Origin of the sequence: Acetobacter fabarum, from assembly GCF_029069195.1 — a bacterium.
Classification (GTDB): Bacteria; Pseudomonadota; Alphaproteobacteria; order Acetobacterales; family Acetobacteraceae; genus Acetobacter; species Acetobacter fabarum_A.
The window spans coordinates 635,950-654,095 of sequence record NZ_JARDYK010000001.1 but is presented as its reverse complement, the minus strand read 5'-3'; the positions used below and the strand labels follow the sequence as shown (position 1 = coordinate 654,095).

Sequence of the window (18,146 nt, the reverse complement as noted above, 5' to 3'; positions counted from 1 at the left end):
CAATGACAGACCTTATTACCCCAATCACAATGCCCAAATTTGGTCTGGCCATGACCGAGGGTAAAATTACAAGCTGGAACATTCCCTCTGGCGCACATGTGGAAGCCGGGCAGGAAATTGCAGACATAGAAACCACCAAAATCACCAATGGTTACGAAAGCCCGGCCTCTGGCACGCTTCGCCGCCGGATTGCAACGGAGGGAGAAACTCTGCCTGTAGGTGCCCTTTTGGGTGTTCTGGCCGAGCCTGCCGTGAGTGATGCGGATATTGATGCCTTCATTGCAAAATTTCAGGCTGATTTTTCATCCGGCAGCACGGCCGACACGCAGGCTGATCACGCAGAACCTATTATGGTCAGCGTTGGAGACCTGACACTGCGTGTGCAGGAAGCCGGGCAGGGCGATGCAACGCCTGTCCTGTTCATACATGGCTTTGGTGGGGACCTGGGCAACTGGATGCTCAACCAGAACGCTCTTTCCACCGACCGGCGCACGATCACCTTTGACCTGCCGGGGCACGGGGGGTCATCCAAAAACGTGGGGGATGGAACTCCGGCAGGCTTTGCAGCAACAACTGCGGCTTTGCTGGATAAGCTGGCGATAACGAGCGTACATGTTGTTGCTCACTCACTTGGTGGGGCTATTGCACTGGATCTTGCCAGAACCTGCCCGCAAAAAGTGGCGTCCCTTTCCCTCATTGCCCCTGCGGGGTTGGGGCAGGGCATCAATATGGATTTCATCGAAGGATTTATCTCCGCCGATCGTCGCAAGACCCTCGAGCCTGTCCTGAATTATCTGGTGCATGACAAAACCCTGATTTCTCGCCAGATGGTTGAAGACATTATCCGCTTCAAACGTCTGGATGGCGCAATTCAGGGTCTGCAGACAATTGCCAAAGCCTGCTTCCCCCATGGCAGGCAGGCAGAGGACCTCAGACCCGTTCTGGTCAGCTTTTCCGGACCGGCTCAGATCATCTGGGGGGAGGCGGACGAGGTCTTGTCACCCGATGATGCCAAAAACCTGCCAGATACCATACCCGTTACCCTGCTCCCCCTGACCGGCCATATGCCACAACTGGAAAAAGCAGCAGACGTTAACGCAGCACTCATAAAATTTGTAAAATAAGCCACAAACACTTTCCCTTGCAGCGCAATTTTCTGCTGCAAGGGATTTTGAAAAATAATTCTACCAGCCTCTTTAAATCCTGAGTTCCCCAGACATATGCTCCGAGCATTCTGTTCCGGAAATGAGACAGTTTCTGTAGCGGCCGAACACAGGCGCGTGAAATCATACGCATAACAACTATATTATATCAATTTATTTTATATATTCCCCCAAAGAACCCTGACCGAATACCGCATCACGGTTAGTGACCTTGATTGATTATGAGATAACCCCACCACGCTGCATCTGTTTTTACAACAGCAGCCTCCATGACGGAGACCTCTTATGCTGTTTGGCAAAAAGCCGAAACGGCTCCTGCTGACCTTAAGTTTGTATGGAGCCAGCATGCCTTTATTAACGCCGGTACCATCCCATGCGGCGGATATTACTTTAGGGATTATTGGCCCGCATGAATATGACCTGCCCGTAGACTACAAGCCATTTAACGTGCTCGTCCAGTATGGGAATGGCAATGCATCTGGCAACAGCTATAATAGTACGGGCCAGCGTGTACCCGCCCATGGCGGCAGTCACACATGGTCCGGGTTAACCAAATACGTGCATTTTCGTACATTTGATGCACTCCCACATGTAGGTTTCGCTTTTGAGGTCATACAATCTGAAAACTATACTCTGGCAGGCGGCACAAATTACGGTGGGCTGGGCGGAACAATAGTTGGACCCGCCGCATGGTTTAAACCCGATGCACACAGCACGCTTGGTTTTCAAACATTCCTGCAAACCCCATCTGGCACACGGGATACTTTAGCCTCGGGGTACTGGGCCAATATATCGAGCATTATTTTTGATTATGAATGGAAACATTTTAGTTTTGATGGTGATATAGGGACTGTTGTTGGCTCAACAAAACATAAGACAGGCCAACATAGTTATTCACCCGGTGTTGTTTTTTACAGCAATTTACGCTTTAGCTGGAAAGCAACAAAACTGATCGAACCTTATTTTGCTTTTGACTGGCAGAATGTTGGTGGAACATATGACCAGAGCGCACATTCAGACCTGAACAACTCCAGCAGCCGGGAAATAGCACCCGGGCTTGGTGTCATGTTCAATATCAGTCGGACAATCAGTTTTACGGCGCGTTATGCCCATTCCGTAGAAGGCCGCAACACGCCGGAAACAAATGCTTATTATGTTAAATTCCTCTACCTGTGGCCATAGCACAGAATACCAACAGGCTTGCTCCAGATTTTAGAACATAAGTGTGTCATGGAGGAGTTTGAAATTCAGAATAAGAATGACCCCCGCAACAAGCCAGGAAAGAACAGCAAGAGGGCGGGAAATAGCAAAAGGGCCCATCAGTTTGCGGTCTGAAACGAACAGAACCAGAGGAACGACCGCAAAGGGCAATTGCATGGATAGCACAACCTGACTGGCCATAAGTAACTGGCCAACACTTGCGTTACCATACAGCACAAATCCAACCATAACCGGAACAATTGCCAGTCCACGGGTTAAAAGCCGCCGTGCCCAATGTGGCAGTCTGAGATGTAAAAATCCTTCCATGACAATCTGCCCGGCCAGCGTTCCCGTGATGGTTGAATTTGTGCCCGCTGCCAGCAGGGCCAGACCAAACAGGGTCGAGGCAACGCCCAGCCCCAGAAGAGGGGAGAGCAGGTGGTAAGCATCCTGAATTTCGGCCACATCCTGATGCCCCGTTGTATGGAACGCGGCCGCAGCAACAATCAGAATGGCGGCATTAATAAACAAGGCGAGCATGAGCGCTATTGAACTATCCCATGTAGCCCAGCGTATGGCGTCCCTACGGCCACGTTCCGTCCGCTCATAGGCGCGGCTTTGCACAATGGAAGAGTGCAGGTACAGGTTGTGGGGCATAACAGTCGCCCCGATAATGCCGATCGCAATGTACAGCATCTCGCTATTGGTCAGGATTGAAAGCGAAGGCTTCATCCCCGCCAGAACAGCCGCCAACGGTGGAGCGGCGGCCACAAGCTGCACAGCAAAACACAGGGCAATAATGCTTAAAAGCCCAATGATAAACGCCTCCAGATACCGAAACCCACGGTTCATGAGGAACAGCACCAGCAGGGCATCAAGGCTGGAAATCAATGCGCCGCCCATCAGGGGAATATGGAAGAGCAACTGTAATGCAACAGCGGTGCCAATAACCTCTGCCAGATCACACGCTATGATAGCCAGTTCGCAGGTTATCCAGAGCAGTGCATTAAGCACGGGATGAAAACGCTGCCGGCATGCCTGTGCAAGGTCCAGCCCGGTTGCAATACCCAGACGGGCAGAAAGAGCCTGCAATAAAACAGCCATGAAATTGGACAACAGGATAACAGACAGCAAAACATAGCCGAACCGTGCGCCACCTTGCAGGTCCGTTGCCCAGTTACCGGGGTCCATATACCCGACGGACACCATATACCCTGGCCCCACATAGCTTAAAAAGCGCCGCATCCAATGGGTATCATCCTTCGGTACATGGATGCTGGCGAAAGCCTCCGGCAAGGAGTGCCGACTATCAATATGATCGGAATGAAAAACAGGTGGCTGCATTATTTCTGGCGCTCAGGCAATCCAGCTTGCGTGGCATAAGCTAGGCTTTGCCCAGAAGCACGCGACAAGATTCCGGGAAAAAGTACTTTATTGGTCCTCATTCCTGAACTGTGGCAACAGATACGCCATCGGGCAAGTCCCAACATGTTCCTGAACACAGCTATTAACCCGTAAAATCCAGCCAGACCTGTGCCCGCACGTTTTATTATAGTGTATGACAACGCATGACAGATCACGCATAACCGCAAGCTAACTGCTTTATTCCGCCAGAAGATTACGCCATGACCGTACAGCCTATTGTTCTTTTCCCCGATCAGCGTTTGCGTCAGATTGCCACGCCTGTCACCTTATTCGACAGCACATTACGCATTCTTGCCACAGACCTGCGGGACACGCTCCGCGCTGCTCATGGACTAGGCATAACCGGCCCGCATATCGGTGTTGGCCAGCGCGTGATTGTTCTGGAACTGCCAGATTGCAATGAACCCGAGACCTACATTAACCCGGAAATTATCTGGCAATCCGAGAATACGATCCAGAACGAAGAAGGAAGTCTATCCATGCCGGGCATATCCGCCACAGTTGTGCGTCCGGCAAAGCTCAGAATCCGGTATGCAGACCTGAACGGCCATATGCAGGAAAAAGAGGCGGACGGCCTGCGGGGGGTCTGCTTGCAGCACGAGATTGACCAATTGAATGGCGTGTTCTGGCTTCAAAAACTCTCCAGCCTCCGGCGGAACCGCCTTATGGCCCGGTACAGAAAACTCAGGACGTCATGAGCAGAATATCAGGCAACCGTTGAGCACCCACACCCTGAGCAGACATTTTATGATTTCAAGGGGGAGTGGAGGTCCGGGCGGGAATCGAACCCACATACGCGGATTTGCAGTCCGCTACATCACCATTCTGCCACCGGACCAACGGTGTATGGTGGGAGCGTTATGTCTGTTTCTTTCAAATTGGTCAAGCCGTTGTGTTGTGCCAATTTTAAAACAGTATGTCAGACAGACTCCCGCCCATGGTCGGCGCGGGTCAACCGGGTAGATGGCCAATCAGGAGGGAATGCAACATGAATGCCCATGTGGCCACCGCCATGCTTCAAGGAGAACAGTCAATGGACGCAACCATGTATGCCCAAGCACGCAACCTGATGGTGGACGACCAGCTGCGCCCATCTGAGATCACCGATTCGCGCATTCTGGATGTCATGCGTCACCTCCCGCGTGAGGAGTGTGTACACCCCGATCTGCGCAATGCCGCTTACGCAGATACCAGTCTGCCACTGGCGCAGGGCCGTGTTTTGTCACAGCCGCTCCTGACCGCCCGCCTTGTGCAAGCGGCACAACCAGCAGCCGGGCAGTCTGTTCTGGTTGTGGGGGCTTCCACCGGTTACACCGCAGCCCTTTTTGCACAGCTTGGCCTTTCTGTGACTGCGCTCGAATCCAACCCCGAACTGGCGCAGATCGGGCAGGCCTTCTGCAAGACACAGGCTCCGGCCGTGACCTGGCAGCGCGGACCTCTTGCCGAAGGATTAGCTGGTCCGGCTCCATATGATCTGATTTATTTTGATGGCTGCATTGCAAATCTCCCTGATTTTTGTGACCAGCAGCTTTCCGCCAAAGGCTGTATAGTAGGCCTGCTCCAGAGTGGCTCATCTCTCCCCGAAGCCTTTAGTGCAGTCAGGGAGCCCGGATATTCCAAGCCGTTCAGGCTGACATTTTTGTTCGAGGCACAAGCGCCGCGCCTGCCGGGCATGACGCCCGAACACGCTTTTTCCTTTTAAAAACAGCTCGGAAAAACATCTCATTTTCCATCCGTCACAAACTATAAATTGGAATTTAATCTCGCATCATGGCAAGGAACGGTGCCGCAAACATATTGCGGTCACTGCAAGCGGGAGCAGCCTCATGCGACGTATTTGCGAAACCGTCCTGACTCTGGCGGTCATACTGTGCGGCACAGCCGCATGGGCGCAAAAATACGATGGAATCGGCTCCCCTTCCTTTATCCCGCACACACTTCAGGAATCTCTAGCTGCCGCATATCTGACCAACCCGACCCTACAGGCTGCACGCGCCTCACTCCGCGCCACGGATGAAACATTACCGGCTGCTCTTGCAGGCTGGCACCCTACTGTAACCGGGCAGGTTGGTCTTTCGTACTACAATGGGATCAATGATTATCAGGGGGTTGGACACCCCCGCACGCACCAATCCCTGCGCCGTTACGATACACCGGGGTATTCGGCGGGTGTCGCAATCAATCAGCCAATTTATACCGGGGGCAGAACCACATCCGCCACGCATGAGGCTGTTAATCAGGTCATGGCGGCGCGGGCGCATCTTATTTCGGTTGAACAGCAGGTCTTCAAACAGGTGGTCAGCGCTTATGTGGGTGTGATTGAAGACGAGCAGCTCCTACAGCTCAATATCAACAATGAACGGGTTTTACAGCAGCAGTTGCGCGCGACAGACGAGCGTTACAGGGTGGGGGAAATTACCCAGACCGATGTTGCGCAGGCGGAAGCTGCCTACGCGTCCGCACAGGCCACACGCCAGCAGTCCGAAGGCACGTTGCAGACCGCTCAGGCAACCTACATGCAGATTATTGGCATGGCACCGCCCCCTAATCTGGTGCCTCCACAGCCCCTGATCCTGCCTGTCAAAAATGAGCAGACTGCCGCTGCACTGGCGGTCAGGAACAATCCTGATGTTATTCACGCACTTTTTACCGAAGCATCACACAAGGATTCCGTGGGGGTTGCCATGGCGGCCATCCTCCCCAAAATTTCCGCGACCATGGGGTATCAGCATCAGGTCAACCAGGCTCTGAACAACCAGATCAACGACAGCAAATACGCGGCCCTCAACTTCAATATTCCCATTTATCAGGGAGGATCGGAGTATGCCGCAGTCCGTCAGGCCAAGCAGCTTGCGCAGGAAGCACACCGTGAGGTGGACATCCAGCGCCGTGCCGCAGCTCAGGACGCTGTTTCCAACTGGCAGAAACTGGTCACCTATCAGGCTTCCATCGCAAGCAACCGGGTCGCGATCAAGGCAGGCACTATTGCACTGGGTGGGGTGGAACGTCAGGCCATGGTCGGCACCAGCACAACGCTTTCCGTCCTCCAGCAGCAGGAGAGTCTGTTGCAGGCTCAGGTCGCTCTTGTACAGAGCCTGAGCAACATGGTCATGGCCTCCTACAACGTAGCCGCAGCCATTGGACGCCTGACCGCTGCCGATCTGAAGCTGAATGTTCCCCTTTATGATGACAAAGCATACTATAACGCGGTAAAGGATCGGTTATGGGGGTTGAACGATTACGCGCTCAACCAGCCGGGTCGATAATGTTAAGCCAGCAGTGGCAGGGATGTTTGTATGGTGTCGCCTCAGGACTCATCTGAAGAAACAGGTAAATCCGTAGCGGATACCCTGTCTTCCATTCGGCAGGTACTGCATGATGAGCACCTTTCGGCTACAGCAGAACATGCCCCGGAGCCGCAGGATGACCAGGACGGGGATGTGCTTGTCCTCTCTCCATCCATGATGGATTCTGCACAGCCGGGAGCAAAAGAGGCTCTCACCGCCCCCACCCGTACCACGGATACAGCTCAGGCAGGCGGCAATGCCGATCTTGTGCAATCGCGGGCCGTGGATCAAGATGAAGTGTTATCTGTAACGGATCTCAGGCAGATCGAACTCAACAAAAAGGCTGAACATACCATGTCTGGTCCACTGCCCATCCCATTGAATGACGAAACGGTTTCCGATACCGCCAACTCATTTGCTGTCCTGCAGAAAAGCCTGCAGGAAAAATATCTTAGAGAACATGAGGAGAGAAAAGTGGCTGTCACGCATGAAGGGTCTCTGACGGTTGAAGACATCGTGCGCCAGGAAGTGCGCGTTTTCCTCAAAAAATGGCTTGATGCCCATCTGGCAGGCATTGTTCAGGCTGCTGTACGCAAGGAAGTTGAACGCCTGACGCAGCGCGGTCTGTAAGGTTTCCTTCCATTCCATCTGCCTGTAATCCTGCAGGAACAGGCAGATGGAATGGAATCCTGTGGTCTGTTATTTGCTTTGCAAAGGCGGGGGCTAGATGCCTTCCGCCTTTTTTACGTGGTGTGGTTGGATAAATATGCTGAACAAGACTTTTGAGCCTGCACAAACAGAAAACCGGCTGTACGAACTCTGGGAAAGCAGGAAGGCTTTCTCTGCCCAGCCAGCAAGCGACAAAAAACCTTTTACCATCATGATCCCGCCACCCAACGTTACCGGCACCCTGCATATGGGCCATGCGTTGACCATGACCTTGCAGGATACCCTGATCCGCTGGAAGCGCATGCAGGGGTTTGACACCCTTTGGCAGCCCGGAACGGACCACGCAGGCATCGCAACGCAGATGGTTGTCGAGCGCACTCTGGCAGCCGAAGGCAAAACAACCCGGCAGGATATGGGGCGCGATGCTTTTATTGAGCGCGTCTGGCAGTGGAAGGAAGAATCAGGCGGCGGCATTACCCGCCAGCTACGCCGCCTTGGCGCATCGCTCGACTGGTCGCGTGAGCGCTTTACCATGGATGAAGGTCTCTCCCGCGCAGTCAGGGAGGTCTTTGTTTCCCTTTACAGAGATGGCCTGATTTACCGGGACAGGCGTCTGGTCAACTGGGACCCCGCCTTCCGCTCCGCCATCTCTGACCTGGAGGTGGAAAGCAGGGATGTGGCGGGCAATCTATGGTATATCCGCTATCCGGTTGAAGGACAGGGGGACACAACCATTACAGTTGCCACAACCCGACCCGAGACCATGCTGGGCGACACAGCCGTAGCCGTTCACCCCGAAGATGAACGTTACAAGGACCTGATAGGAAAATTCGTTCGCCTGCCCCTGACTGGCCGACTGATCCCAATTGTAGCGGATGAACATTCCGACCCGGAAAAGGGGACAGGTGCGGTCAAAATTACACCTGCACATGACTTTAATGACTTTGAAGTCGGCCGCAGGCACCAGCTCCCCATGCCCAGCATTCTGGACGAGCAGGCGCGCATTATGCTGGACGAGATAGAAGAAGAACTGAGCACGCAGGACGGTCTGGCGGACCCCGCTTTTGTGCGCTCACTGGCTGGCACCACGCGCGAGGATGCGCGCAGGATTATTGTCGCCAGGCTGGAAGAAACCGGATGGCTGGAAAAAATTGAACCTCACCGTCATCAGGTTCCGCACGCAGAGCGGGGGGGCGCGGTTATTGAGCCCCGCCTGACCACCCAGTGGTATTGCGATGCAGCCAAACTTGCCGGACCTGCCATTGAGGCCATTACTTCTGGCCGGGCCAGCTTTATTCCCAAACAGTGGGAAAATACCTTTTTTGCATGGATGCGGGACATCCAGCCATGGTGCATTTCCCGACAGTTGTGGTGGGGACACCGCATTCCAGCATGGTATGGGCCAGATGGGCATGTATTTGTTGCTCATGATGGTGAAGACGCACAGAATCAGGCTCAGGCGCATTACGGCAAGGTAGAAATCCTGACACAGGACGAGGACGTGCTGGATACGTGGTTTTCGTCTGCCCTATGGCCATTTTCAACACTTGGCTGGCCGGACAAAACGCCCGAACTCGACCGATATTACCCAACGGATGTTCTGGTAACCGGTTTCGACATCATCTTCTTCTGGGTTGCCAGAATGATGATGATGGGCCAGCACTTCATGCACGATGTACCATTCCGCAACATCTTCATTCATGGCCTGGTCCGCGACGAGCATGGACAGAAAATGTCCAAAAGCAAAGGCAATGGCATTGATCCTCTGGAACTGATCGAGGATTACGGCGCAGATGCCATGCGCTTTACCATTTGCGCACTGACCGGCATTGGGCGGGACGTCAAGCTCGGCCGCAAACGAGTGGAAGATTACCGCTCCTTTATTACCAAACTCTGGAATGCCGCCCGCTTTTGCGAAATGAACGGCGTGCGCGCACCAGTCAGCTTTGACCCCACGCAGGTCAGCTCTCCGCTAGGGCGCTGGATTCTGGCTGAAGCCGCGACTGCCATTGCCGATGCCACCCGCGCACTGGATGCCTATCGTTTTGATGAATACGCACTGACCTGCTACCGCTTTGTCTGGAACCGTTTTTGTGACTGGTTCCTGGAATTTGCCAAACCGGTCTTTAATTCCACCAACGATCAGGAAGCGTCTGAAATCCGCGCCGTTGCGGGCCATGTGCTGGGCCTTATCCTGCGTCTGCTGCAACCTGTAGTGCCATTTGTTACAGATACACTCTGGCACGAATTCGGTTTTGGTGAGGAAGGTAGCCTGATCGCTGCGCAATGGCCTGACCCCGTTGCTCCCACTGGAGCAGACGAAGCCATGGCCGAATGTGAGCAGATCATTCGCCTGATTACGGAAATCCGCACAGTCCGGGCGGAAATGAACGTCCCGCCATCACAGACGGCCCCTGTACTCCTCAAGGATGCTGCACCATTAACGCTGGAGCGTATCGGACGGTGGCAGGAAGCCATCTGCCGTATGGCCCGTGTAACCCAGACCAACTCGCTTGCGGGGGATATTCCCAAAGGCTCCGCTCAGGCCGTTGTGGATGAAGCTACCGTCATCATTCCGCTGGAAGGGCTGATTGATCTGGCCGTTGAACGCGAGCGCCTAAAAAAAGAACTGTCCAAAGCGGAAGATGAAGTTGCCAAGACCGACAAAAAACTCGGGAATGAAAACTTCGTCAGCCGTGCCAAACCAGAAATCGTACAGGAAATGCGTGATCGTCTGGAAAATCAGCAGGGTGAATGTGCGCGACTCAAAGCGGCCCTGTCCCGTATCGCCTGACCAAACAGGCCCCACAAACCCGATATAAATGTGGGGCCATCTGATTGAAGGAGATCATCCACATGGCGGAAACAGCAGTGCTGGGTGGAGGATGCTTCTGGTGTCTGGATGCCGTTTACCGCCAGATACGTGGTATAATCTCTGTTGTTCCCGGTTATGCGGGGGGTACATCTTTGCATCCCACATACCAGCAGGTCTGCTCCGGACGAACGGGGCATGCCGAAGTTGTTCGACTGGAATGGGATCATTCCGTGCTGAATTACCGCCAGATATTGGACTGCTTTTTCACATTACATGACCCCACAACCCTGAACAGGCAGGGGCATGATGTTGGGAGTCAGTATCGGTCTGTTATTTTTTATACATCCACGGAGCAGCGAGACATTGCCCGCACGGCCATAAACAGCATAACCGATAGCAATTTATGGGGAGCCAGACCCGTAACCGAGCTTCTGCCGCTGGATACGTTCTGGCCCGCAGAATCTGAACACCATGATTACTACACCCAGCACCCCTATGCCGGGTATTGTCAGGCTGTTATTGCGCCCAAAGTGGCCAAGGCCCGGCAGACTCTTGGCACAATGATACTACAGCCTGAAGCATAGTTATTCACGGCTGTCATCTGGCAGGAAAAAACGGTCGCTCTCCTCATCATAGTCGAAGAGTTCCGCAAAACGTGTCCAGCCGATAATGGTCTGAAGTGTCTGCCGTGCATAATCGGGAGACATGCAGGCTTCCAGTTCGTCCCGGAAGCGCTCGGCTTTAACGCTATGTGTCGGACGCTCATCCAGCAGGGTGCAGATCATTTTAACCAATGGCACATGGTGCCTGAGCGCATGGCTCATAATGGCTTTGCGCTCATCCAGATCGCTCAATACAAAATGAACGCCCTCGTTGGTCAGGAGGATGTCTCCATCCTCCAGTTCGGCCAGAGCCAGCAACTCCAGAGATTCTCCAAGCGGGAACAGATCATCCAGTTCAAGCTGTAATTTTTCTGCAAGAACAGGCAGATCAGCTCGTCCGTTCAGCGGTGGTGCAGCCAAAGCCTCCATCATGCCAATCATCATGGTAATGGACACGGGCACCAGAGCCCTGAACCCCGGCACAACAGAAGATGCGGCCGAAGACCGATGCATCATATCCGCTTCCGAGATAATAGGTGCGCGCTGCGTCATCAGCGCATAAATATGATCGACCAGTTGGCGGAAGGCCACATCTTCGCGATTGCGGGGGTGAGGGAAGAGAACAGGCAGAACATGGGCAATACGACCGGGATTGGAGGACAAAATCACAATCCGGTCACACATCAACACGGCTTCTTCAATGTTGTGTGTCACAATCAGCATGCTCTGCACGGGCAATTTGTTGTCCGACCAAAGCTCCACCAGATCAGTCCGCAGGTTTTCAGCTGTCAGGACATCCAGCGCGGAAAACGGCTCATCCATCAGCAGCAGGGCAGGGTTGACCACCAGTGCCCGGGCAAGGCCCACGCGCTGCTGCATGCCGCCCGAAAGCTCCTTGGGCCAAGCGTTCTCATACCCGCCAAGACCGATCAGGTCGATTGCACTTTCCACCAGTAAATCGCGCTCCGCAGCGGGCACACCCTTTGCATCCAGACCCAGAGCCACGTTCTCCTCAATGGTCATCCACGGGAAAAGTGCAAAGGACTGAAAAACAACAGCAACATCGGGTGTTGGCCCTTTAAGGGGTTCTCCCTCCCACAAAACCTCGCCCGATGTGGGGGGGAGCAGCCCGGCAATAATCCGCAACAACGTCGATTTGCCCGACCCTGAACGCCCCAGAAGTCCAACAATCTCACCTGCATGAATAGTCAGGTTCACATCATCAAGCACCTGCACATCCGCAGTGCTATCTTTATGGTAGAATTGTCGAATATTGCGCAGTTCCGCCAGCACTGTCTGTTGTGACGCAGCACGCCCGGGTTGAGAGGGAAACACCATTCCAGGTTAATCCGTTCAATTCAGTTTCAGACGGCGAGAAACATAATCAGATAAAGGACGCCATAAAAAAGCGTTCAAGGCCATCATAAACAGGCACATGGCAACCGCGCCAAAGGCTACGGTATTCACATCGCCACGGGCGGCAGCCATGGCCACAAAACTGCCAAGACCACGCACATTCAGTGTAGTCTGCCCCCACTGGAGCCACTCCACAGCAATGGCGGCATTCCATGCGCTACTGGTTGCAGCCACAAGGCCTGCCAGATAGTACGGTAAAATCCCCGGCAGCAACACCTTGCGCCACCATAGGCCACCTGTAACATTCAGGTTACGCGCAACCTCCAGCAGATCGGGCGGATAGGCACCTGCGCCCGCCAGAACGCCCAGCGCAATATACCATTGCGCTCCCAGCACAATGAGCGGAGATTGCCAGAACGCTGGTATAAACGGACAGGCGACCAACCCGGCTGCCCATAACGGAAATAGCAGATTAACGGGAAAAACAGCGCAAGACTGGATAAGTCGCTGCATACGCCCCGCATAAGATGATTTAAGCCCAAGCCAGACACCAAGGGGTATCCAGATCAGGGAGACCAGCCCCACCATGACAAAAACACGCAGCCCGGTCATGCCACCACACAGCACAACAGTAAAAAGGGCAGACAATCCATAAGTTGCATGCAGGGATGGCCACGCCAGAACGCCAGAAAGCAGAACGCCAGAAAGCAGGACGACTACAACAGCCAGAGACACCACAATCCAACCGCTTTGGCGTGCATCTCCTTCAACCCTGTGTTTCTGGGTATAGCGCGCTCCAATGGGCAGGCGGCTGAACCTGCGCACGGCATTGACACAGAACAGAACACACAGGCGGAAGAGGTGGGTACGCCGCAAAAGCTTGAGAAACCACGGTTCCGCAAGGTGCGGCTCCCCAACCTTGCCGGGTTGAAAACGCACCGCCCAGGCTGAAAGCGGGCGAAACAGAATCTGGTCAAAAACAACAATAATAACCAGCATGCAGGCAAGTGCCGCCAGCAACGCTCCTACATTGCGCTCACTGGCTGCTTGCCAGACATAAGAGCCAATGCCCGCAAAAAGCCAGTTATGGCCATCCAGCACCATGCTCTCGGCGTACAATGCCGCAAACCAGCTTCCCCCCATGGAAAGCATGGTTTTGCGCAATAGTGCAGGAATGGCAAAAGGTACCTCCAACTGCCAGAACTTCTGCCACGCCGTAAGACCAAAGCTGCAGACTACGTCTTCCAGTTCAGCCGGAACACCATCAAACCGTTGGCAGAGTACCAGCACCATACCCCAGAACTGGCTGCACCAGATGGTCACGATGACCACCACCTCCGCCCCCACGGCCTGTGTGGGCATATGTCTTTGCACAAAGGGCAGAACAAGAAGCGGAAGAGCCAGAACAGGAAAAGACTGCCCGACATCCAGCAAAGGCAGCAGGCATTTGGCAGCCCCGCGGCTCCGGAAGATAAACGCCACGCACAACAGAGCCGAAACAAGGGACAAAGCCAGCCCAAGCAGCATACGCCCTATGGTTTGCACCGCGTAATCAGGCAGATACACAAGCCCTAACGGCAGAGCTTCCACAACATCAGGCAATACGGGACCATTGGACGGAAGATATGGAGCGCAGAGAAGAATAACAGAAAAAACAAAAAATCCGGCAAGCCATATTCCGCGCCTTTGGCCGCAGAATGCGGACAATGAGGAGCATAACTCCGGAGAAAACGGAAATTCCTGCTGCCGGTCGCTCATGACGCTCCCGTTCCCGTACTGCCAAACCCTCCCGCACCGCGTTCGGTTTTGTCCAGGTCATCGCATTCAATCCAGATTGCGCGGATAACGGGCGCAAGAACAGCCTGCGCAATACGCATGCCGGGCTCTATGACAAAAGCTTCCTGCCCGGCGTTCATCACAATAACACCAATCTCGCCGCGGTAATCTTCATCAATGGTACCCGGCGCATTTGGCAGGATAATTCCGTGCTTAAGAGCCAGCCCGGAGCGAGGACGTACCTGTAATTCATACCCGGCAGGAAGGGCAATGCTCAGCCCGGTCGGGACAAGCCCCCTCTGCCCGGGCTCAAGCCGCAAGGGAGCGTCAAGGGCTGCCAGAAGATCCATACCAGCCGCACCCTGCGTGGCATATGCTGGCAGGGGAAGACCCAGTCCATGAGAAAGTCGCCGAACCTTGATGCCTACGGTGCCGGACGGTTTTTCAGAGACGGACATGCGCTACTCCTCGGAGTTGAACCAGATACTGTATCAGGGTTATTCAGAAAGCCAGTCCGTTATACGCATGGCAAGCCGTTTTGCCACGTCTGCCTTGCTCATTCTGGGCCAGTGCTCAGTGTTACTGGCAGTTATCAGCACCACTTCATTATCCAGCCCCCCCATATTGCCGGTCTGGGGGCTTACATCATTCGCCACGATCCAGTCGCACCGCTTGCGCTGCCGCTTGGCAGTGGCGTGGGCGATCACATTTTCAGTCTCGGCGGCAAACCCCACCACCAGCCGGGGCCTACTTTGCCCCGGAGCAGAAAGTTCGGCCAGAATATCCGGATTGGGAACAAGTTTTATGGAAGGAGCGGCATCTGAGGCACCGGTTTTTTTGATTTTCTGCCCTGCTTCATGCTCAGGTCGCCAGTCCGCTACCGCCGCAGTGCAGACTGCCACATCAAACGGTCCCCCCCCCATTACAAGGGTGTGCATTTCTCGCGCGGTTTCACACGGCAGATACGTCACTCCAGCAGGCGGAGAGAGAGATACTGGGCCACTCACAAGCGTGACCATGGCCCCCATATCGGCCAGAGCCGAAGCAAGGGCAAAACCCTGCTGGCCGGACGATCTGTTGGCAAGGTAGCGCACGGGGTCCAGTGGCTCATGCGTCGGCCCTGCCGTCACCACAATACTGCACCCCGCCAGCGGTCCTGACAGGCATTGCTGCTGCCGGAAGAAAGCCAGAACCGCATCTTTAATGTCCACAGGCTCAGGCATACGCCCCGGCCCAAATTCACCGCAGGCCATGGGCCCACTGACGGGCCACAGGATACGCACGCCACGCTCAGCCAGCAACGCCACATTGGCCTGTGTCGCAGGGTGCTCCCACATGCGCACATTCATGGCAGGCACGGCCATAACCGGCGCATTGGTTGCCAGCAGTAGTGTCCCAGCAAGGTCATCGGCCAGCCCTCCCGCCATACGTGCCAGCAAATTGGCCGATGCCGGGCAGACAAGCACCAGATCCGCCGAGCGTGAAAGGGCGATATGCCCCATTTCCTGCTCAGCGGTCAGGGAAAACTGGTCTGTATGCACGGACTGCCCGCTTAAGGCCTGCAAGGTCAGGGGAGTTACAAACCGGCTCCCTCCCTCGGTCAGCACGCACCGGACCTGCATGCCTTCGGCCTGCAACAGACGCAGCAGTTCAGGTGCTTTGAAAGCAGCAATACTACCGCCAACAATCAGCAAGACCGAGCGGGAAGTGGAGGGAGCAGACATGCCAGATCAGATACGCCAGCCAGAATGGATAGCCGCAATCCCGCCAGAGAGGGACTGATAACGCACATGGGACAGACCCGCTTCACGGAACATGTCCGCCAGTGTTTCCTGATCCGGGAACATGCGTATACTTTCCGCCAGATACTGGTAGCTTTCCCGATCCTTGGCAACAATTCCCCCCATGGCGGGCAGCACCTTGAAGGACCATGCATCATAAATAGGGGCCAGTGCGGCAACCTGCACGCGGGAGAATTCCAGACACAAAAAACGCCCACCGGGCTTGAGCACACGCCGGGCCTCGCGGATCACGGCCAGTTTGTCCGTGCAGTTCCGCAAACCGAAAGCAATGGAAACCCGGTCTACGGACATATCACGCACGGGAATGGCCTCGGCGTCCACAACGCAGAAGGACAGGTCAGACACCAGCCCACGGTTCAAAGCCCGGTCACGCCCGACAGAGAGCATGCTGCGATTGATGTCGGTCATAACAACAGGGCCACCCCCTGCCTTAAGCCAGCCGAACGAAATATCGCCCGTACCACCGGCAAGGTCGAGCAGTGTCAGGCCGGGCTGGGGGCCAAGCTCCGTTACGAATATGCGTTTCCATATTCGGTGAATACCCAGCGACATGATATCGTTCATCACGTCATACTGTCCGGCCACGCTGTCAAACACGCCGCGGACGAGGTTTTTCTTTTCTTCCTTCCTGACGGAACGGAAGCCAAAATCCGTTTCTTCCACAGTTACGTCAGAAGGAGCGGGGGAGGGCGCAAAAGAGTTGTCGGTCATGGGTTTCCTCTATACCCTGCTTTATAGCCATGCCGGAACTCCCCGAAGTAGAAACCGTGATGCGCGGCATGCAGATAGCCCTGCAAGATCGCGTCATTGAACAGACCATCATCCATCGCCATGACCTAAGATGGCGGATTTCTGCCGATTTTTCACAGCAGGTTACTGGTTCGACGATCCAGAGCTTTTATCGGCGAGGCAAATATATTCTTATCCGCCTGTCCTGCGGTCAGTCGATTGTGCTGCATCTGGGTATGTCCGGACGGGTGTTACTCGATTCTCCGCAGACACCTCAACGGCATGAACATGTGGTTTTTGTGACCGATGACGGCAAACGCTGCGGATATATAGACCCCCGCCGTTTTGGCATGCTGGACCTTGTGCCCACCCATGCGGAAGACACCTACCGTGCCTTTGCCAGAATGGGGCCAGAGCCATTGGGTAACCAGTTCAGCCCACAAACCCTGCTGGACGCAGGCAAAGGCCGACACACAGCCATAAAGCCTTTCCTGCTTGACCAGCATGTTGTAGCCGGGCTGGGCAATATTTATGTATGCGAGGCCCTGTACCGTGCGGGCATTGCGCCAACCATGCCAGCCTGTGACCTTAAGCCCAAAGCCGCAGAAGTGCTGGTCCGTGCCATCCGCACCGTGTTGCAGGACGCCATAGCCGCAGGAGGATCCAGCCTGAAGGATTACGTGCGGCCAGAGGGCGGTCTAGGCTACTTCCAGCATGCATGGCAGGTTTATGGCAAAAAAAACCAGCCTTGCCCCAAGTGCCCCGGCACCCCCAAATGCGCGGGTGTGCAGCACATGACACAGGCCGGACGCACGACGTTTTTCTGCCCGCAACATCAGAAAAACGGGTAAAATTCGAGCGTTCAGACCGGAACATGCTTGACTGGAAGCGCATGCGTGCATTACAGCACCGCTTACTCTTTGTGCTGACGGGCCATAGCGGCGCGTTGGCTCCTTACTTTTTCTTAGTGCTGGACAGAATAGAAACTCATGGCGAATATCGCTTCGGCGCGTAAGCGCATCCGGCAGACCGCAAAGCGGACTGCCCGTAACACGGCCCGCAAATCCCGCATGCGCACCTTCATCAAAAAGGTGGAAACCGCGATTGAATCCGGGGATCAGGCAGCCGCTCGTGAAGCCCTGCGCGTTGCACAACCAGAAATCCAGCGTGCAGCCAGCAAAGGCGTTGCACACCACAACACGGTTGCACGCAAGATTTCCCGTCTGTCGGCCCGTATCAAGGCGCTGGCAGCAGCGTAATCAAGCGATCGGGCCCTCCGCAGGGGAGCCTATGCGATTGTTTGCAGCAAAGCCGAATCATCA

Annotated in this window: 15 protein-coding genes, 1 tRNA gene and 1 pseudogene; 10 read left to right on the top strand and 7 right to left on the bottom strand. The window is 54.8% G+C overall.

Features of this window, described 5'->3' with window-relative positions:
• Positions 1-2 precede the first annotated feature (2 nt).
• Positions 3-1,124 (top strand): acetoin dehydrogenase dihydrolipoyllysine-residue acetyltransferase subunit, encoded by a 1,122-nt coding sequence (locus PY793_RS03050; protein WP_275176618.1) that lies wholly within the window; start codon positions 3-5, stop codon positions 1,122-1,124.
• A gap of 384 nt (positions 1,125-1,508) precedes the next feature.
• Positions 1,509-2,345 (top strand): transporter, encoded by an 837-nt coding sequence (locus tag PY793_RS03045; RefSeq protein ID WP_275176696.1) that lies wholly within the window; start codon positions 1,509-1,511, stop codon positions 2,343-2,345.
• 30 nt (positions 2,346-2,375) lie between these two features.
• Here PY793_RS03045 and PY793_RS03040 read toward each other — a convergent pair.
• Positions 2,376-3,665, bottom strand: a pseudogene (locus PY793_RS03040) (Nramp family divalent metal transporter); the annotation flags it as partial.
• Between the two features lie 323 nt (positions 3,666-3,988).
• On the opposite strand from PY793_RS03040, the gene PY793_RS03035 reads away from it, so the two are divergent.
• A complete protein-coding gene (locus PY793_RS03035) occupies positions 3,989-4,486 on the top strand; it encodes a peptide deformylase (RefSeq protein WP_275176616.1) in 498 nt (165 codons plus the stop codon).
• Between the two features lie 66 nt (positions 4,487-4,552).
• On the opposite strand, the gene PY793_RS03030 is transcribed toward PY793_RS03035, so the two are convergent.
• Positions 4,553-4,626 (bottom strand) — tRNA-Cys (locus PY793_RS03030).
• A gap of 150 nt (positions 4,627-4,776) precedes the next feature.
• On the opposite strand from PY793_RS03030, the gene PY793_RS03025 reads away from it, so the two are divergent.
• From PY793_RS03025 to msrA, 5 genes are all read left to right on the top strand, one after another.
• Complete coding sequence (locus PY793_RS03025; RefSeq protein WP_275176615.1) at positions 4,777-5,490, top strand: protein-L-isoaspartate O-methyltransferase family protein; 714 nt, start codon at positions 4,777-4,779, stop codon at positions 5,488-5,490.
• Positions 5,491-5,614: 124 nt separating this feature from the next.
• Complete coding sequence (locus PY793_RS03020) at positions 5,615-7,054, top strand: TolC family outer membrane protein (protein ID WP_275176614.1); 1,440 nt, start codon at positions 5,615-5,617, stop codon at positions 7,052-7,054.
• A 30-nt stretch (positions 7,055-7,084) separates the two neighbouring features.
• Positions 7,085-7,705, top strand: a complete 621-nt coding sequence (locus tag PY793_RS03015; RefSeq protein WP_275176613.1) for a DUF2497 domain-containing protein — start codon at positions 7,085-7,087, stop codon at positions 7,703-7,705.
• Positions 7,706-7,841: 136 nt separating this feature from the next.
• The gene (locus tag PY793_RS03010; protein WP_275176612.1) at positions 7,842-10,538 is read left to right on the top strand and encodes a valine--tRNA ligase; all 2,697 of its coding nucleotides are present in this window, start codon (positions 7,842-7,844) and stop codon (positions 10,536-10,538) included.
• Positions 10,539-10,600: 62 nt separating this feature from the next.
• Entirely contained in the window at positions 10,601-11,143 is a 543-nt protein-coding gene (msrA, locus tag PY793_RS03005) for a peptide-methionine (S)-S-oxide reductase MsrA (protein ID WP_275176611.1), read from the top strand.
• Here msrA and PY793_RS03000 read toward each other — a convergent pair whose 3' ends face one another.
• From PY793_RS03000 to PY793_RS02980, 5 genes are all read right to left on the bottom strand, one after another.
• On the bottom strand, positions 11,144-12,499 hold the full coding sequence (locus PY793_RS03000) for an ABC transporter ATP-binding protein (RefSeq protein ID WP_275176610.1): 1,356 nt from the start codon (positions 12,497-12,499) through the stop codon (positions 11,144-11,146).
• A 15-nt stretch (positions 12,500-12,514) separates the two neighbouring features.
• Positions 12,515-14,119 (bottom strand): ABC transporter permease subunit, encoded by a 1,605-nt coding sequence (locus PY793_RS02995; protein ID WP_275176609.1) that lies wholly within the window; start codon positions 14,117-14,119, stop codon positions 12,515-12,517.
• Between the two features lie 152 nt (positions 14,120-14,271).
• Positions 14,272-14,751: a dUTP diphosphatase gene (gene dut / locus PY793_RS02990; RefSeq protein WP_275176608.1), complete on the bottom strand. Its 480-nt coding sequence runs from the start codon at positions 14,749-14,751 to the stop codon at positions 14,272-14,274.
• 39 nt (positions 14,752-14,790) lie between these two features.
• Positions 14,791-16,017, bottom strand: a complete 1,227-nt coding sequence (gene coaBC / locus PY793_RS02985) for a bifunctional phosphopantothenoylcysteine decarboxylase/phosphopantothenate--cysteine ligase CoaBC (protein WP_275176607.1) — start codon at positions 16,015-16,017, stop codon at positions 14,791-14,793.
• A gap of 6 nt (positions 16,018-16,023) precedes the next feature.
• Positions 16,024-16,806, bottom strand: coding sequence for a class I SAM-dependent methyltransferase (locus PY793_RS02980; RefSeq protein WP_025825263.1), 783 nt, complete (start codon positions 16,804-16,806; stop codon positions 16,024-16,026).
• A 29-nt stretch (positions 16,807-16,835) separates the two neighbouring features.
• On the opposite strand from PY793_RS02980, the gene mutM reads away from it, so the two are divergent.
• On the top strand, positions 16,836-17,675 hold the full coding sequence (mutM, locus tag PY793_RS02975) for a bifunctional DNA-formamidopyrimidine glycosylase/DNA-(apurinic or apyrimidinic site) lyase (RefSeq protein WP_275176606.1): 840 nt from the start codon (positions 16,836-16,838) through the stop codon (positions 17,673-17,675).
• 138 nt (positions 17,676-17,813) lie between these two features.
• Positions 17,814-18,083: a 30S ribosomal protein S20 gene (gene rpsT / locus PY793_RS02970; protein WP_086645988.1), complete on the top strand. Its 270-nt coding sequence runs from the start codon at positions 17,814-17,816 to the stop codon at positions 18,081-18,083.
• Positions 18,084-18,146 lie beyond the last annotated feature (63 nt).

What these genes read in the sequence shown, in the direction of transcription:
- PY793_RS03015 (WP_275176613.1), top strand. Translation starts at nt 7,085, where the DNA reads ATGGTGTCGCCTCAGGACTCATCTGAAGAAACAGGTAAATCCGTAGCG.
- PY793_RS03025 (WP_275176615.1), top strand. Translation starts at nt 4,777, where the DNA reads ATGAATGCCCATGTGGCCACCGCCATGCTTCAAGGAGAACAGTCAATG.
- PY793_RS03050 (WP_275176618.1), top strand. Translation starts at nt 3, where the DNA reads ATGACAGACCTTATTACCCCAATCACAATGCCCAAATTTGGTCTGGCC.
- msrA (WP_275176611.1), top strand. Translation starts at nt 10,601, where the DNA reads ATGGCGGAAACAGCAGTGCTGGGTGGAGGATGCTTCTGGTGTCTGGAT.
- PY793_RS03000 (WP_275176610.1), bottom strand. Translation starts at nt 12,499, where the DNA reads ATGGTGTTTCCCTCTCAACCCGGGCGTGCTGCGTCACAACAGACAGTG.
- PY793_RS03020 (WP_275176614.1), top strand. Translation starts at nt 5,615, where the DNA reads ATGCGACGTATTTGCGAAACCGTCCTGACTCTGGCGGTCATACTGTGC.
- PY793_RS03010 (WP_275176612.1), top strand. Translation starts at nt 7,842, where the DNA reads ATGCTGAACAAGACTTTTGAGCCTGCACAAACAGAAAACCGGCTGTAC.
- coaBC (WP_275176607.1), bottom strand. Translation starts at nt 16,017, where the DNA reads ATGTCTGCTCCCTCCACTTCCCGCTCGGTCTTGCTGATTGTTGGCGGT.
- PY793_RS02980 (WP_025825263.1), bottom strand. Translation starts at nt 16,806, where the DNA reads ATGACCGACAACTCTTTTGCGCCCTCCCCCGCTCCTTCTGACGTAACT.
- mutM (WP_275176606.1), top strand. Translation starts at nt 16,836, where the DNA reads ATGCCGGAACTCCCCGAAGTAGAAACCGTGATGCGCGGCATGCAGATA.
- PY793_RS03045 (WP_275176696.1), top strand. Translation starts at nt 1,509, where the DNA reads ATGCCTTTATTAACGCCGGTACCATCCCATGCGGCGGATATTACTTTA.
- rpsT (WP_086645988.1), top strand. Translation starts at nt 17,814, where the DNA reads ATGGCGAATATCGCTTCGGCGCGTAAGCGCATCCGGCAGACCGCAAAG.
- PY793_RS03035 (WP_275176616.1), top strand. Translation starts at nt 3,989, where the DNA reads ATGACCGTACAGCCTATTGTTCTTTTCCCCGATCAGCGTTTGCGTCAG.
- dut (WP_275176608.1), bottom strand. Translation starts at nt 14,751, where the DNA reads ATGTCCGTCTCTGAAAAACCGTCCGGCACCGTAGGCATCAAGGTTCGG.